Origin of the sequence: Mycetocola sp. JXN-3, from assembly GCF_014522285.1 — a bacterium.
Taxonomy (GTDB): domain Bacteria; phylum Actinomycetota; class Actinomycetes; order Actinomycetales; family Microbacteriaceae; genus Mycetocola; species Mycetocola saprophilus.
Genome location: NZ_CP041635.1, coordinates 3,301,362 through 3,315,833, shown reverse-complemented (window position 1 = coordinate 3,315,833; position 14,472 = coordinate 3,301,362). Strand labels below are relative to the sequence as shown.

14 protein-coding genes and 1 pseudogene are annotated in these 14,472 nt (G+C 65.9%); 6 read left to right on the top strand and 9 right to left on the bottom strand.

Annotated elements, in window-relative coordinates; genetic code table 11:
• Positions 1–58: 58 nt before the first annotated feature.
• Both C7C57_RS15050 and C7C57_RS15045 read right to left on the bottom strand, forming a co-directional pair.
• The gene (locus C7C57_RS15050; RefSeq protein WP_187977035.1) at positions 59–793 is read right to left on the bottom strand and encodes a FadR/GntR family transcriptional regulator; all 735 of its coding nucleotides are present in this window, start codon (positions 791–793) and stop codon (positions 59–61) included.
• Between the two features lie 117 nt (positions 794–910).
• Positions 911–1,837: an NAD(P)-dependent oxidoreductase gene (locus C7C57_RS15045; RefSeq protein WP_187977034.1), complete on the bottom strand. Its 927-nt coding sequence runs from the start codon at positions 1,835–1,837 to the stop codon at positions 911–913.
• 116 nt (positions 1,838–1,953) lie between these two features.
• Here C7C57_RS15045 and C7C57_RS15040 point away from each other — a divergent pair, with 116 nt between their 5' ends.
• Positions 1,954–2,904 carry an aldo/keto reductase gene (locus tag C7C57_RS15040; protein WP_187977033.1) on the top strand — a complete coding sequence of 317 codons (951 nt, stop codon included), beginning with the start codon at positions 1,954–1,956 and terminating at the stop codon, positions 2,902–2,904.
• Positions 2,905–3,085: 181 nt separating this feature from the next.
• Here C7C57_RS15040 and C7C57_RS15035 read toward each other — a convergent pair whose 3' ends face one another.
• Positions 3,086–4,435 carry an MFS transporter gene (locus C7C57_RS15035; RefSeq protein ID WP_187978422.1) on the bottom strand — a complete coding sequence of 450 codons (1,350 nt, stop codon included), beginning with the start codon at positions 4,433–4,435 and terminating at the stop codon, positions 3,086–3,088.
• Between the two features lie 5 nt (positions 4,436–4,440).
• The gene (locus tag C7C57_RS15030; RefSeq protein ID WP_030149344.1) at positions 4,441–4,866 is read right to left on the bottom strand and encodes a MarR family winged helix-turn-helix transcriptional regulator; all 426 of its coding nucleotides are present in this window, start codon (positions 4,864–4,866) and stop codon (positions 4,441–4,443) included.
• Between the two features lie 78 nt (positions 4,867–4,944).
• Between C7C57_RS15030 and C7C57_RS15025 the strand changes: the two genes are divergently transcribed.
• A complete protein-coding gene (locus tag C7C57_RS15025; protein ID WP_187977032.1) occupies positions 4,945–5,823 on the top strand; it encodes an alpha/beta hydrolase in 879 nt (292 codons plus the stop codon).
• A gap of 83 nt (positions 5,824–5,906) precedes the next feature.
• On the opposite strand, the gene C7C57_RS15020 is transcribed toward C7C57_RS15025, so the two are convergent.
• The 3 genes from C7C57_RS15020 to C7C57_RS15010 are packed head-to-tail and all read right to left on the bottom strand — an operon-like array spanning position 5,907 to position 7,176.
• Positions 5,907–6,212: a DUF427 domain-containing protein gene (locus C7C57_RS15020; protein WP_030149346.1), complete on the bottom strand. Its 306-nt coding sequence runs from the start codon at positions 6,210–6,212 to the stop codon at positions 5,907–5,909.
• 20 nt (positions 6,213–6,232) lie between these two features.
• Entirely contained in the window at positions 6,233–6,556 is a 324-nt protein-coding gene (locus C7C57_RS15015; protein ID WP_187977031.1) for a hypothetical protein, read from the bottom strand.
• Complete coding sequence (locus C7C57_RS15010) at positions 6,553–7,176, bottom strand: histidine phosphatase family protein (RefSeq protein ID WP_187977030.1); 624 nt, start codon at positions 7,174–7,176, stop codon at positions 6,553–6,555. The genes C7C57_RS15015 and C7C57_RS15010 overlap by 4 nt, the downstream gene beginning before the upstream one ends.
• 66 nt (positions 7,177–7,242) lie before the next feature.
• On the opposite strand from C7C57_RS15010, the gene C7C57_RS15005 reads away from it, so the two are divergent.
• The 4 genes and pseudogenes from C7C57_RS15005 to C7C57_RS14990 all read left to right on the top strand — a co-directional run bounded on the left by C7C57_RS15005 (position 7,243) and on the right by C7C57_RS14990 (position 12,333).
• Positions 7,243–8,292: a biotin/lipoate A/B protein ligase family protein gene (locus C7C57_RS15005; protein ID WP_030149348.1), complete on the top strand. Its 1,050-nt coding sequence runs from the start codon at positions 7,243–7,245 to the stop codon at positions 8,290–8,292.
• A gap of 2 nt (positions 8,293–8,294) precedes the next feature.
• Positions 8,295–9,125, top strand: a pseudogene (locus C7C57_RS15900) (site-specific DNA-methyltransferase); the annotation flags it as partial.
• Between the two features lie 623 nt (positions 9,126–9,748).
• On the top strand, positions 9,749–11,125 hold the full coding sequence (locus C7C57_RS14995) for an NtaA/DmoA family FMN-dependent monooxygenase (protein WP_187977029.1): 1,377 nt from the start codon (positions 9,749–9,751) through the stop codon (positions 11,123–11,125).
• Between the two features lie 56 nt (positions 11,126–11,181).
• Positions 11,182–12,333, top strand: a complete 1,152-nt coding sequence (locus C7C57_RS14990; RefSeq protein ID WP_187977028.1) for an acyl-CoA dehydrogenase family protein — start codon at positions 11,182–11,184, stop codon at positions 12,331–12,333.
• 88 nt (positions 12,334–12,421) lie between these two features.
• Here C7C57_RS14990 and C7C57_RS14985 read toward each other — a convergent pair whose 3' ends face one another.
• The gene (locus C7C57_RS14985) at positions 12,422–13,063 is read right to left on the bottom strand and encodes an ATP-binding cassette domain-containing protein (protein WP_187977027.1); all 642 of its coding nucleotides are present in this window, start codon (positions 13,061–13,063) and stop codon (positions 12,422–12,424) included.
• Entirely contained in the window at positions 13,015–14,436 is a 1,422-nt protein-coding gene (locus C7C57_RS14980) for a hypothetical protein (protein WP_187977026.1), read from the bottom strand. The genes C7C57_RS14985 and C7C57_RS14980 overlap by 49 nt, the downstream gene beginning before the upstream one ends.
• Between the last annotated feature and the right edge of the window lie 36 nt (positions 14,437–14,472).

Here is a 14,472-nt window from a genome sequence, read left to right as displayed (position 1 = left end):
AGACTGACCATGAAGCAAGCGTCCTTAGCGCCGCCCACCGGCGCGAGGTTTACGAGACTTAGCGGGCAGGTGCCGGGACGCTCTCTCCGGAGCGTTCGGCCAGGCCGGTTTCGACGTAGTAGTCGGTGATGTGGTCGTGGATGACCGTGCGGGCCAGCTCCACGTTGCCGGCGGTGATCGCGTCGGTCAGCTCGCGGTGTTCGTGCCGCAGGCGATTGGCCGTGGCTGGCCAGGAGGCGAGGCCGGGCAGACCCGACTGGACATAGGCCTCGATCGAGCTGCGCAGGCCCGCCATCGTCGCGGTCAGCACGTGGTTCCCCAGGGCCTCGGTGAGGGAGAGATGGAACTGGGCGTCCAGCGTCAGGAATTCCTCGGGGGTTAGGTTTGCCGAATCCATCGCGCTGAGCAGGGTGCGCGGAACCGTGAGCGCGCGATTGTCGGGGTTGCCGGCCAGGCGGGAGACGGTTTCGGTTTCCAGGATCAGACGGGTCTGCACGATATCGTCCACGCTGAAGCCCTGCGCGGCCACCTGCAGGCGCATCAGGGCCGACATCCCGCCGCCGGGAAGTGCCACGATGATCGCGCCGGAACGGGGGCCGGATCCACTCGCGGTGCGGATCAGCCCGAGCACCTCAAGCACCCGCAGGGCCTCGCGCACGCTGGAGCGTCCCACGCCGAGGTCGGCGGCCAGGGCACGCTCGCCGGGGAGATGATCCCCGGGCTGGAGCGCGCCGGAGAGCAGATCCTGTTCGATCCGTTCCAGCACAATTTGCCATGCCCGCGCTTCAACCATTTCCGTGCCCCTCACGTTATTCGCGCGCCATTGCGCTCGTATGTGGTCAGACCACAAAGACTAACATGAGCCCCGAGGTTGTGATGCATTCAATTAAAAAGGTTATCGCGCGGTTACCTAGGAGCGGAGGACCACGTTCTCCACCGGTTCGCCCGCGAGCAGGTGCCCAATCTGGCGGTGTACCAGGGCCGCCATCCGCGACATCATCGAGGTGGCTGCCCCGCCCAGGTGCGGGGTGATCAGCACGTTGGGGAGCCTCCACAGCGGGTGATCGGCCGGCAGCGGTTCGGGATCTGTCACGTCCAGCGCAAAACGAAGTCGTCCGGACTCCGCCTCGGCCAGGGTCGCCGCGGTGTTCAGGACCGGTCCGCGGGCGATGTTCACCACCAGAGCCTGGTCCGGCAGCGCGGCCAGGAACGCGGCATCGGCGAGGTCGCGGGTGTCCTCGGTGAGCGGGACGGCCAGGATCACGATCTCGGCGGCGGGCAGCAGCCCCGGGAGATCGGCGAGGGCGTGCACCGGACCGTACGCGGATTCGCGGGCCGAGCGGGCCACCCGGGTGATGCGCGTCTCGAAGCCGGTCAGGCGGGCCTCGATCGCCGCCCCAACCCCGCCGTAGCCGACGATCAGCACGTTTCGATCCGCGACGCTCGGGGTGGTAGATCCCTGCCACAGTCCGGTCTGCGCGTTGAGCACCGACCGGGGAATGTCGCGCTGGGCGGCGAGCAGCAGGGCCAGGGTCAGCTCGGCGGTCGCGGTCTCGTGTACGGTGGCGGCATTGGCGTAGACGCGGCCGGGCGGCAGCGTCCCCTCGACACCGTCGAAGCCGATGGACTGGCTCTGGATCAGCGTGGTGGTCACATCATCGATCCCGGGGAACTTCACGTTCGGCGCAATATACGGGGCAACCAGCAGGTCGATATGCGCCGCCGGGGCCGGGGTTTTCAGGTCCCATTCGAGCACCCGTACCCCGTCGGGCACCTCACCAATCGCCTTGAGCAGGGTCTTTCCGGGCACGGTAACGGTGAGTGTGGGGGAGGTCATGCATCCACCCTAGGGGTGTCGGCCGCGGAATGAAACGTCATGTTTGCCCGTTTGTTATTTTGCGGGGTTAGGGTCAAGGAAATACCTGAAAACCAGCATCCCGCGGGAGGAAAACCATGACGGCAGAGCACGTAAACATTGGTCATTCGGATCTCAGCATCGCCCCGATCACCCTCGGCGGCAACGTGTTTGGATGGACCGCGGATGAGCCCACCTCGCACCGGATCCTCGACGCCTTTGTGGCTGGTGGCGGCAACTTCATCGACACCGCCGACGGCTATTCCGCCTGGGTTCCCGGGCACACCGGCGGGGAATCGGAATCCGTGATCGGCAGCTGGCTGGCCGCCCGCGGTCGCCGTGACGACGTGGTCATCGCGACTAAGGTCAGCACCAAGCCCGACCGGAAGGGCCTCGCCCCCGACAACATTCGCCTGGCCGCCGATGAGTCCCTCGCCCGTCTGGGCACCGACCACATCGACCTCTACTACGCCCACTTCGACGACGAGAGTGTGCCGCTGGCCGACACCGTCGGCGCGCTGTCCGAGCTGGTGGATGCGGGCAAGGTGCGCTCGATCGGTATCTCGAACTACTCGGCCGATCGGATCGACGAGTGGCTGGAGATCGTGGCCGCGAACGGCCTGCACGCCCCGGTCGCCCTGCAGCCGCACTACAACCTGGTGGAGCGCGATTTTGAGGGGGCGCTGCGCGAGCGTGCCGAGAAGTACGGTCTCTCGGTGTTCCCCTACTTCGCGCTGGCTCGGGGATTCCTGAGTGGCAAGTACCGTCCGGGAGTCGAGATCGACAGCCCGCGCGCGGGCGACGCCGTCAAGTACCTCGACGAGCGTGGACTGCGCGTGCTCGATGCGCTGGACGCGATCTCCGCCACCCACGACACCTCGGTTGCCGCCGTCTCGCTCGCCTGGCTGCGTCAGCAGCCCACGGTGGGTGCGCCGATCGCCAGCGCTCGCTCACTCGAGCAGCTGCCGCCGATCACCGATTCGCTGAAGATCGAGCTGAGCGGCGAGGAACTCTCCCTGCTCGACACCGCGAGTACCCCGGCCGCCTAGGCTTCGCCACATACACCAAACGGGCACCCGGAAGCCGGGTGCCCGTTTGGTGTATGCGGCCCCGGATGTGGCATCCGCGGGGGAGCCTCGGGGCCGGGTGTCCATCTGGTGTGCGGCGCTAGTTGCGGCGTTCACCGCTTCGAGGGGGAGCCTCGGCCGGGTGCCCATCCGTTGGGCGGAGCTAGTCGCGGAGCTCCCGGCGTTCGCGGGGGAGCTTGGGCAGGGTGATCGGGGAGGTGGCGGCCAGCTCATCGGAGAACTCGACCGATTCCGGCTCCCCGGGGCTGCTGAGGTGGGTGACCTGCAGTCGCCAGGTGTAATCGGGGTGGCGATGGATGCGCAGGTTGCGGGCAAACACCATCCAGGCGAGCCCGATCAGCGACGCCAGGACCGAGACGCTTCCGGCCACGAGCAGTGCCAGCCGCGGACCCCAGGCGTTGGCGATGGCGCCGATGATCGGCGCCCCCACCGGGGTTCCACCCATCAGGATCGCCATATAGAGCGCCATGACCCGGCCGCGCATACCCGCGTCGGTGGTGGTCTGGACGTAGCCGTTGGCGGTGGTGAGCATGCTCACCGAGGAGAATCCCATTAGGATCGTCGCCGCCGCGAACGCCGGATAACTGGGCATCACCGCACACAGCGCCGCCGAAAGTCCGAATCCGCCGGCCGCCAGGATCACGACCCGCATTCGGGCGCGTGGACGACGGGCGGCGAGGAGCGCTCCGGTGAGCGAGCCGATCGCCAGGATCGAGGACAGCAGACCGTACTCACCCGCGCCCTCACCAAATTCCACCGCCATCGTGGAGGCAAAGATCGGGAAGTTGAGGCCGAACGCACCCACCAGGAGCACGATCACAAAGATCACCACGAGGTCCGGGCGACCCTTTACATAGCGGAAACCGGCACCGAGCTGTCCGCCGCGGGAGGCGCGCTTGGGTCGCTTGCGCAGTTCGTTCAGGCGCAGCTTATTCAGGACCGCGATCATCGCCAGGAACGTGAAGGCGTTAATCACAAACACCCAGCCCGAACCCACCGCGACGATCAGCAGTCCGGCCACGGCCGGACCGAGCATCCGGGCCGCGTTGAACGAGGCCGCGTTCAGGGCCACCGCGTTGGACATGTTGTGCTCGTCCACCAGGTCGGACACGAAGGTCTGGCGTGCGGGGGCGTCGATCGCGTTGACCAGGCCCAGCAGCAGGGCGAAGAGGTAGAGGTGCCACAGCTGGGGGTGGCCGAGGATCAGCAGCAGGCCGAGGGAGAGGCCCAGCAGCGCCAGCGCGCTCTGGGTGCACAGTAGGATTTTGCGCCGATCGAACCGGTCGGCGATCCACCCGCTCACCGGCACCAGCAGGAGCTGCGGACCGAACTGGAGCGACATTGTCACGCCCACCGCCACGGCATCGTTATGGGTCAGATCGGTCAGTACCACCCAGTTCTGGGTGGTGGACTGCATCCAGGTGCCGACATTGGACACCAGGGCTCCGATAAACCACAGTCGATAGTTGTATCCGGACAGGGAGCGAAACATTGCACTCACGCGGTCGCGAGCCTCCTCATGATCTCGGCGGCGCGGGTCAGGGTTTCGCGTTCCTCGGGGGAGAGGTCGCGCAGCCGGGTATCGATCCAGGCGTCGCGCTGGACCACCGTGCGTGCGACCATGTCATGACCCTCGGGGGTCAGGCTGATCAGTACGCGTCGGCCATCTGTCGGATCCGCCGCGCGCTCCACATAGCCGCTGCCCTCGAGGCAGTTGACCGTGCGATTCATCGACGGCGGGGAGACCCGTTCGTGTTCGGCGAGGCCGCCCAGGGTGTGTGCACCATGCCGGTAGAGGCAGGCGAGCACCGAGAACTGGCCGTCGCTGAGTTCGTTATCGGCCTTCTCCGCGCGCAGTCGGCGGGAGAGGTGGAGAACGCCCTGGCGGATCTGAGTCGCATCCAGGTTCGGGTCAATCGTCATAGATCGTTAGCATAACTCATTAGTCTTGCTAAAGAAATAAGGGTGGAGGCATTCCCAGCGAATCACTAGTCTGAGGGAATGAGCAGCGCGGAGAAGGACAGTCCAATCGACCCCACCGGTGTGCGTGTGGGGACCCTCACCGATGCCGACGGTATTGTCGTCTACACCTATACCTGGGCGGCGAAGGATCCGCGCGCCATCATCCACCTCGCCCACGGGGTCGGCGAACATGCGCGCCGGTATGCGGCGCTCGCCGAGGAGCTGGTGTCCGCCGGCTATACGGTGGTGGCCGACGACCATCGCGGACACGGCCGGACCGGCCTTGAAGCGGGAGGACTCGCGGATCTGGGACCCGGGGCGGTGCGCGGGGCGATCCGCTCGCTGCGCAGCGTGGGGGAGTCCATCGCCCGCGAGTATCCGGGGATCCCGCTGGTTCTGCTGGGGCATAGCTGGGGCTCGCTGATGGCTCAGAAACTGGTCAACACCACCACCATCTACGACGCCGTGGTGCTCTCTGGATCGAGCCTCGCGGTGCCCGGAGTGCTGAACTCCGGGGACCTGAACAAGCCCTGGCGTGGACCTGAATCCACCGGGCTGGAATGGCTCAACCGCGATCCCGAAGCCGGGGCGGCGTTCCGCGCGGACCCCCTAAACTTCGACATCGCCGAGAAGCCCGCCTGGAACCTCTTCCAGGCGATCGGGCTGCTCGGGCGACCGCCGCGCCGGATGCCGCGGGACATTCCGATGCTAATCCAGGGCGGCTCGGCCGACTCCCTGGGCGGGGAGCGCGGCCTCACCAAGCTGGATGCCGCGTACCGCAACCGAGCCAAGCTGAGCGATGTGACCCTGCATGTCTATCCCGACGCCCGGCACGAGATCTACAACGAGCTCAACCGCGAGGAGATCATCGCCGACCTGATCCGCTGGCTGGACGCGCACGTGCCGGCGGCGGGTTAGCTGACACCGGGGCGCGAACCGGACGGGCAGTGGCCCGCCGGCAGTATCGAACTGCGCGGCGGGGCCTGGTAGCCGGGCCGGGGCTAGTCGGTGAAGGTCGCGCCCGGGGCGAAGGCCACGAAGTTGGCGAAGGCGTGGCCCACGCGCTCCTCGGCGCCGTCATAGGGGTTGGGGTAGCTCCAGGCACCGTCGCTGATGCGGGTGCCGTCGGGGGTTACCACGTCGAAGTACTGGCACACACCCTTCCACGGGCAGGTGTAGGGGGTGGGGCTCTTCTCGAGCGTGCCCGCGGCAATCGAGGCGGGCGGGAAGTAGCGGTTTCCCTCGATCAGGACGATGTCTTCGGGGGCGGCGTCGGCAATGACGGCACCGTTCACGAGAGCCTGCATGGTGTTCTCCTTCGTATGTATTAGTGGACCGGGTGCGCGAAACGCTCCCGGAGTGCGGTGACCAGCTGCGCCCGCGAGGGGGCCGGGGCGATGCCCGACTCGGTGGGGTAGACGCGGCAGGCGAGGTCTTCGGTGCGACCGTCCGAGGGGAACAGGTCGGCGCCGTCGGCGAGGATCGTGGGGGATCCGGCAAAGGCAACCGCGCGGGCGTCCGCCGCGTCACGAATGGTGATCTGCTCGATCGCCAGCTCGTCGTAGCCGAGCTCGCCCAGCGCCGCACGGGTGTATTCGGTGGCCGCGGTCAGGCTCGGGCAGCCCTCGATCGCGAGAATCTGAATGTTCACGACTGGCTCCCCGGGGTGTAGCTGGGCACGTTGAAGCCCTGCAGCGCGACGCCGCGGTCGGTGATCTCCAGGGTGGTGCGTCCGCAGTTGAGCATCTCGGGCATCAGATCGCGGTAGCGGTTGGGCTCGATGCCGATCAGCTCGCTGACCGCCAGCCGGATCGCGGTACCGTGGCCCACAACCAGCACGCGGCCGGCCGGGTAACGCTCACGCAGCTTGTCGAGCACGCCGAGGTAGCGGGTGATCGCGTGACGTCCCACCTCGCCGCCGGGCAGCGGGGAATCCGCCGGAGCCGCCTCAAATGCGGCCACCTCGTCGGGGTAATCGGGGCGCAGCTCGGAGATGGTTTTGCCCTCGCCCACACCAAAATCGACCTCGACCAGGTCGGGATCGATGTGCAGCGGCATGCCCAGGGCGATGGCCGAGGGGCGCGCGGTGTTGACCGCGCGGATCAACGGGGAAACCACGATCGCATCCAGCTGGGCCCCGACGGCCCACTCGGCCAGGGCGTCGGCGGCGCGCTGGCCCTCGGCGTCGAGGGGTATATCGCTCATGCCCGCATACCGGTGTCCGGTGTGCCAGATCGTTTCGCCGTGTCGAACCAGGATAAACGTCGTCATGAGAACATTGTGCCCCGGTTTGGCCCGACACGGCAGGGATTGCCATGGAATCGGTAGGCTGGGACCATGCACGGTGAATATAAGGTGCCCGGTGGCAAGCTCGTGGTGGTTGACCTCGACGTGGTGGACGGGGTGTTTGCGGACTTCCGGCTCGCCGGAGACTTCTTCCTCGAACCCGATGAGGCCATTGAGGACATCAACGCCGCGGTGAACGGTCTGGATGCGCGCAGCGACGCCACCACCATCGCCGCGGCGATCCAGGCGGCCCTGCCCGAGGGCGCGCAGCTGCTGGGATTCACCCCGGATTCGGTGGCCACGGCGATCCGTCGCTCGGTGACCTCCGCCGCCGACTGGCGCGATTTTGACTGGCAGATCATCCACTCCCAGGCGGTGCCCCCGCGCACCCACCTGGCCTTGGACGAGGTGCTGACCAGCGAGGTGGGGCTGGGGCACCGCGGCCCGACCCTGCGTATCTGGGAGTGGGACGAGTCCGCCGTGGTGATTGGGTCGTTCCAGTCACTCAAGAACGAGGTGGACCTCGACGCCGCGAAGGCCGAGGGATTTGACGTGGTGCGCCGGATCTCCGGCGGTGGCGCGATGCTGATGGCCAAGGGCGCGATCATCACCTATTCGCTGTATGTGCCGGCCGAGCTGGTGCAGGGTATGACCTTTGCCGAGAGCTACGCCTACCTCGATGACTGGGTGCTCACCGCGCTGCGCGAGCTCGGCATCGAGGCCGTGTACAAGCCGCTGAACGACATCACCTCCCCGGCCGGCAAGATCGGCGGGGCGGCGCAGAAGCGCCTGGGCAGCGGCGGTGTGCTGCACCACGTGACCATGAGCTACGACATGGACGGCGACCAGATGGCGCGCGTCCTGCGCATCGGCCGGGAGAAGCTCTCGGATAAGGGCACCACCTCCGCCGCCAAGCGCGTGGATCCGCTGCGCAGCCAGACCGGGCGCAGCCGAAGCGAGATCATCGAGGCTATGAAGGCGACCTTTGTGACCCTCACCGGTGCGGTTCCCGGCGAAATTACACCGGACGAGTATGCCCAGGCGGAGACCCTCGTGCGCGAGAAGTTCTCCACCGACGCCTGGCTGAATCGGGTTCCCTAACCGTGGCGCGTGATTTCCCGCAGTCCAGCGAAATCTGGCACGGCGACAACCTCGAGTTGCTCGCCGAACTGCCCGATGAGTCCTTTACCGTTATCTACATCGACCCGCCCTTTAACACCGGGCGTAGCCAGGCGCGTCACGTGACCACCGCGGTGCGCTCCGAGCCCGGGGTGAGCGGGAGCGTGGGGTTTAAGGGCAAGAGCTATCAGCGGATCCGCGGGGAGCTGCGCGCCTACGATGACACCTTCGATGACTACTGGACCTTCCTCGAACCGCGTCTGCTGGAGGCGTGGCGTCTGCTCGGGCCCGAGGGCACGCTGTATGTGCACCTGGACTATCGCGAGGCCCACTATGCGAAGGTCATGCTGGATGCGATCTTTGGACGCGACAGCTTCCTCAACGAGCTGATCTGGGCCTATGACTATGGGGCGAAGGCGACCCGCCGGTGGCCCACCAAGCACGATACGATCCTGGTCTACGTCAAGGATCCCGCCCAGTACCACTTCGATTCGACCGCCGTGGACCGTGAGCCGTACATGGCCCCGGGCCTGGTGACCCCGCAGAAGGCCGCGCGCGGCAAGCTCCCCACCGACGTCTGGTGGCACACCATCGTGTCGCCCACCGGCAAGGAAAAGACCGGGTATCCCACCCAGAAGCCGCTGGGGATTCTACGCCGGATCATCCAGGCCTCCAGCCGCGAAGGCGACTGGATTCTCGACTTCTTCGCCGGCAGCGGCACCACCGGGGCCGCGGCGCGCGAGCTCGGCCGGAACTTTGTGCTGATCGATCAGAACCCGCAGGCGATCGAGGTCATGCGGCGACGCTTCGGGATGGACCCGGATGCGGACTCCGCGGACACCGTGGTGCCCCCGCTCGAGGACACCCCGGCCACCCGGGCGGCGGCGAAACCCAAGACGCCCAAGGCCCCGGCAAAGCCGCGGGCGAAGGCTGCGACCGCGAAAGCTCCGGCCGTAAAGGCGGTGAAAACCTCAGCCAAGACTTCGGTGAAGGCTCCCGCGAAGGCTCCGACCGCGACCAAGAAGCGCGCGGCACGGGCGAAGGTCACTGCCCAGGAGCCCCCGCTCGAGACCGAGGTCTCGGTGGTTGCCGAGCAGATTGTTGCCGAGCAGGTTGTCGTCGAGGCTCCGGAAACCCAGGTCGCCCCGCGTCCTCGGCCCGTTCCTGGGCCGGGTCTGCGTCGGGCGGTGCCCCTGCCGGAGAGCGCGCTCGCCGACTAGTTCGCTCCCTGGCAAGCCCCCGCGTGGGGGTGGCCGTCATGCTTCGTCACACAACTGCGGTGTGGCGCGGATGCTGGGCCAGAATGTGATGCGTGTGGTGGTCCGCAGATCCCCCCAATTTTGGACCGCCACCGCATCCCCAACGGTGACGTTTCCGGTGCGCCGCAGGCCGGCGCGCGACTCGGTGCGCCACCTCCTGAGCACCAAGGATTTCCCCGATGAGTCGTCCCCCCGCGCCGCGGCGTCCCCTGATTCTGAACGCCTTTGAAGGCAACACCGTTGGTAATGTGCAGCAGGGCATGTGGGCGCACCCGCGCGATGATCGCCTGGGATTTGGCAGCCTCAAGCACTGGCTGGACCGCGCCCGCCGCTACGAGGACGCCCGCTTTGACGCGGTGTTCTTCGCCGACGTGCTCGGGCTCTACGACACCTACCGCGGGTCCGCCGCCCCGGCGATCGAGAACGCGGTGGAGTTCCCCGCGCACGACCCGCTGACCCTGATCCCGGCGATGGCCGCGGTCACCGAAAACCTCGGCTTTGTGGTCACCGCCTCCACGAGTTACGAACACCCGTTTGCTAACGCGCGGCGCTGGTCGAGCCTGGATCACCTGACCGGTGGCCGGGTTGGCTGGAACATCGTGACCTCCTACCTGCCCTCGGCCGCCCGCAACTTCGGGCTGACCGAGCAGTGGAGCCACGATGATCGCTACGACCGCGCCGAGGAGTTCCTGGAGATCTCGTACAAGCTGTGGGAGAAGAGCTGGGATGAAGACGCGGTCGTCGCGGACATCCAGCGCAGCGTGTATGCCGAGGCGGATCGCATCCATGCGATCAACCACGTGGGGCGCACCTGGTCGGTGGCCGGACCTCACCTGGTCGAGCCGAGCGCGCAGCGCACCCCGCTGCTGTTCCAGGCGGGCACCTCGGGCCGCGGCGTGCAGTTCGCCGGCAAGCACGCCGAGTTGGTGTTCCTGGGAACCAACGAGGTGGCCGGGCAGCTGAAGGCCCGCGAAAACATCGAGGCCGCCGCGGTGGCCGCGGGGCGTAACCCCGAGGACGTGCGTCTCCTGGGCGGCCTGCAGGTCGTTGTCGGCAAGACCCACGAGCAAGCGCAGGCGCGCCTGGAGGAGTATCAGAACTATCTCTCCCGTGAGGGCGCGTTGGCGCACTGGTGCGGCGTGAGTGGTCGGGATCTCGACCACTATGACGAGGACACCGTCTTCGAAAAGGGCGACACCGATCACGTCCAGACCCAGGCCAAGCGCTTCTCGGTCGAGGGCGGAAACGCCCGCACCGTGGGTCAGCTGAAGCAGCACTTCGGGACCCTGGGTTCCTACGTGCAGCCCATCGTGGGTACTCCCGAGGAGGTCGTGGACGAGATCGAGCGTCGCGCGATCGACGGCCGCATCGACGGCTTTAACGTGCAGCCGATCGTGCAGCCGGAAACCTTCGATGACTTCATCGAGCACATTCTGCCCCGCCTGCGTGAGCGCGGTTTGGCCCGCGAGAGCTACGGCACCTCGGGTCTGCGCGAGCGCGTTTTCGGATCGCCGCGCCTGCCCGCGACCCACCCCGCGCACCAGGTTTCGATCTAGCCGCCCACCCATTTTTCGGGTTCGCCGCGGCGGCCCCTCGCAGTAAAGGATGTGTCATGTCCCACACCATCAACCCCGAGTTCATCGCGCTGGCCGAGGCCACCCGGGATGCGCTCGCGAACATCGCACTGGATGGCGACGAGTCGGGCGAGTACGCCGCGGCCCGCGAGATCCTGGAGAACTCCGGCCTGCTCGCCCTGCGGATTCCCGCCGCGCTCGGCGGCCCGGGGGCCAGCCAGGTCGAGATCACCGAGGTGTTCCGAATTCTGGCGCAGGCGGATCCGGGCATTGCCCAGCTCCTCCAGCCGCACTATGGGTTCACCGACGCCGTGGTGATGCTTGGCTCGGATGAGGCGCGCGAGCGTCTCTACACCGACATTCGCGCGGGCAAGCGGATCGCCAACGCCGCGGCCGAGCGCGGGGGCCGCCACGCGGCCGACTTCTCGACCGTGTTCACCCGTCAGGAGGACGGCTCCTACCTGGCCTCGGGCCAGAAGTTCTACGCGACCGGTTCGCTGGGCGCCGCCTGGATCACCGTGATGGCCGTGGACGGCGAGGGCAGCGTCATCATGTCCTTCATCCCGACCGACGCCCCGGGCCTGGAAATCATCGACGACTGGAGCGGCATGGGCCAGCGCGGCAGCGGCAGCGGCACCCTGCGCCTGAGTGAGGTGGCCGTGCCCGCCGACTATGTGTTCGCCTGGAGCCCGGCGACCCGACCGACCGCCTGGGCTGAGGCCGGCCGCCTGGCACACGCGGCGATCGACGTGGGCATTGCCGAGGGCGCGCTGCGCTACGGTGTGGCCTCGGTACGCGCGAGCAACCGCGTGCCCTTCGAACTGGCGCAGTACGCGAGCCTCGTGGAGGACCCGATCCTGCGCTTCCAGGTGGGTAAGGAGTCGGCCGCCGTGCGCGCCGTGGCCGCGCTGCTGCGCGAAACCGCCGCGGTGATCGACCAGGCCGAGGCTACCCCCGACGCCCCGGAATCCCTGCTCACCGAGGTGCGCGAGGGCCTGCTGGCCACCAAGGCGCTCTCCGCCGACGTCTCCAACCGAGTCGCTACGGAGCTGTTCTCCTGGACCGGCGCGCGCACCGCCGACCGCTCGCTCCGCGCCGATCGCTTCTGGCGCAACGCCCGCACCCACACCCTGCACGACCCGGTGCGCCTGCGCTACGCGGACCTCGGCCAGATCGAGTTGAACCGATAGGTTCCGCGCGCCCAGAGGCCCCGTCCGGCATGTCCGGGTCGGGGCCTTTGCCGTTATGCCTGTGGCTCGATACGTCAACGCATTGCCATTATTGAGCTTTATGTGGCGTGAGCAATTCCGTACGGGAAATGCGAAGCGTGGGGAACCTGTCGTGGGTAATGAGGAGTACGGCGGAGCGCAGACTCCAGGCATGAATGTCCGAGATGAGTTCCGATGTTCCGAGCGCATCCAAGCCGCGGAACGGTTCATCGAGTACAAAGAGCGGCGCTGTTCCGAGGGTCATCATGATTAGCCATGCCTTCTGTGCGTTGCCCGTGGAGAGCTCTTTAGCCGAGGCTGTAAACCAGGGCTCAAGTCCGAACCTCGCCGCCCGTTCAAAAGCGAGCTCACGGTCACTGCCTGAAATTCTGGCGGCGATGATGAGATGGTCGTGAAGGGTCATGCTCGGGTAGAACGCGGGTGCGCTCCGACAAATACGACGATACGGTTGAGCCGAGCGCGACCGGGCAGCAACCCCCGACACACGCACAGTTCCGTGTGTGGGGCGAAGATAACCGCTCGCGAGTTCGAGGATCGTCGATTTCCCCGCGCCGTTCGGACCGCGCATCAAGACGATTTCTCCAATACCAATTCGCAGGGAGTAGTCCTGGATCACCGGAGCTCCACGTGAGTACTCCGCCGCTACTTGATCAAGCTCAAGGGCAGATTCCTGATTCGGTAGTTGAGACATAGCAGCAGTCCTCCTGACACGATGAGTAGATAGAGTCCCCCGAGTATCCATGCGAGAGCTGGAGAAAGAAGTGTTGGGAGGCCGGCTGGTAATGCCAGTGCGAGCCCACAGACGATACCGCCGGCAGACGGCATATGTGACCCGTCAACGGCGGCGGGCCCGGGAAAAAGTACACTCGCGATCAGGGTCGCAGCGGCCACGGTTACCATCACGAGAACGGAAGACCCTGCCCACATCTGCCCGAGAAATCCCCCGACGCAGCTCAGGAGTAGCCCGGTGATCATGGCGGGCACAAGATTAGCCGTTGCAATCCCGAGGCTCAATAGCGTCGCTGATCGACCGAGTTCCCAGAGCGAACGGGCAGTTTCGCTGATTCGTTCAATTCCAATTCGCTGGGAAACGGTAGATGCCATTCCCAACGCCAGCAGGAGCGTCATAGTCATCACGGTTGGTCGTAGCCCATCGGGCAAGCCGGACACGGGACCACCACTGAGACGGTAGGCGGCCACCGCAACGACTATCCCGGCGAGTATTGTATGTGTCCGTCGAAGCACTCCGCCGTTCCACGAATGGTGCAGCTCATGGAGTAGGGGTATAAAAATTGCCCCCGAAGAGGTACGCCTTTTCTTCGAAAGCTTGCGCCACAAAGCGTAGCTGGTCTGCGGTACCGAATTCGTGTGCAGCGTGAACGACTGATTTCGGATTCTTTTTAACGCAGCGATACAGAAGATCAGCGCAGCAATTGCGGTAGTAATCGCGAGCAGGCCAAGAACGGACAGTACTTCACTGAGCAGCCCCGAGATGTTTGGTAAGTCATCGCCTGGTTGCGGCGCGGAACGCGTGATCAGAGCAAGGGTGACTCCAAGTGATAGGGCAACCCCGAGCAGGCAGCCAAACGTTCCTGCGAGGTGGAGATTTCGTGACCTTCCTCGTTCGACGGCGTTGCGAAGTATCAAGGTGGTAATGACAAGGACGAGAGTTGCGTGGAGAAAGATTCCGGAGAATCGGGCGAACGGTTCAAGGCCTACGACTACTCCCAATGTATTCATGCCCACCGCCATTACGAGAGTGGTACTGAACCCCGCTACCACTCGTGGGAGTACTCCATAGATCACCGTGACTGAAAGGAGCGTGCAATCGAACGATCTGAAAAACTTAGTCTGAGGGGAACGCGAAATCCCATATTTTGGACTTCCCCAGATATGTTTTCCAACTTCTACGAATCCCATCACGAGGGAGATCGCGAGTGCAGCACCTAGCATGAGCGCCAGAGCCTTCGGCGATAGCAGCGCGAGTTTGCTGAACGTATCCAGCAGGATCAGTGAGGCAGTTACCAGTGTGACGATTCCGCTGAGCGTTCCAACAATGAGCACGCGCTGAAATGCTGGAAGTCCCAGGTCCCGAAATGG

Coding starts and splice junctions, on each gene's coding strand:
- C7C57_RS15030 (WP_030149344.1), bottom strand. CDS start 4,866: ATGACGATTGACCCGAACCTGGATGCGACTCAGATCCGCCAGGGCGTT.
- C7C57_RS15025 (WP_187977032.1), top strand. CDS start 4,945: ATGAGCAGCGCGGAGAAGGACAGTCCAATCGACCCCACCGGTGTGCGT.
- C7C57_RS15050 (WP_187977035.1), bottom strand. CDS start 793: ATGGTTGAAGCGCGGGCATGGCAAATTGTGCTGGAACGGATCGAACAG.
- C7C57_RS15035 (WP_187978422.1), bottom strand. CDS start 4,435: ATGTTTCGCTCCCTGTCCGGATACAACTATCGACTGTGGTTTATCGGA.
- C7C57_RS14990 (WP_187977028.1), top strand. CDS start 11,182: ATGTCCCACACCATCAACCCCGAGTTCATCGCGCTGGCCGAGGCCACC.
- C7C57_RS15040 (WP_187977033.1), top strand. CDS start 1,954: ATGACGGCAGAGCACGTAAACATTGGTCATTCGGATCTCAGCATCGCC.
- C7C57_RS14985 (WP_187977027.1), bottom strand. CDS start 13,063: ATGTCTCAACTACCGAATCAGGAATCTGCCCTTGAGCTTGATCAAGTA.
- C7C57_RS14995 (WP_187977029.1), top strand. CDS start 9,749: ATGAGTCGTCCCCCCGCGCCGCGGCGTCCCCTGATTCTGAACGCCTTT.
- C7C57_RS15045 (WP_187977034.1), bottom strand. CDS start 1,837: ATGACCTCCCCCACACTCACCGTTACCGTGCCCGGAAAGACCCTGCTC.
- C7C57_RS15010 (WP_187977030.1), bottom strand. CDS start 7,176: ATGACGACGTTTATCCTGGTTCGACACGGCGAAACGATCTGGCACACC.
- C7C57_RS15005 (WP_030149348.1), top strand. CDS start 7,243: ATGCACGGTGAATATAAGGTGCCCGGTGGCAAGCTCGTGGTGGTTGAC.
- C7C57_RS15020 (WP_030149346.1), bottom strand. CDS start 6,212: ATGCAGGCTCTCGTGAACGGTGCCGTCATTGCCGACGCCGCCCCCGAA.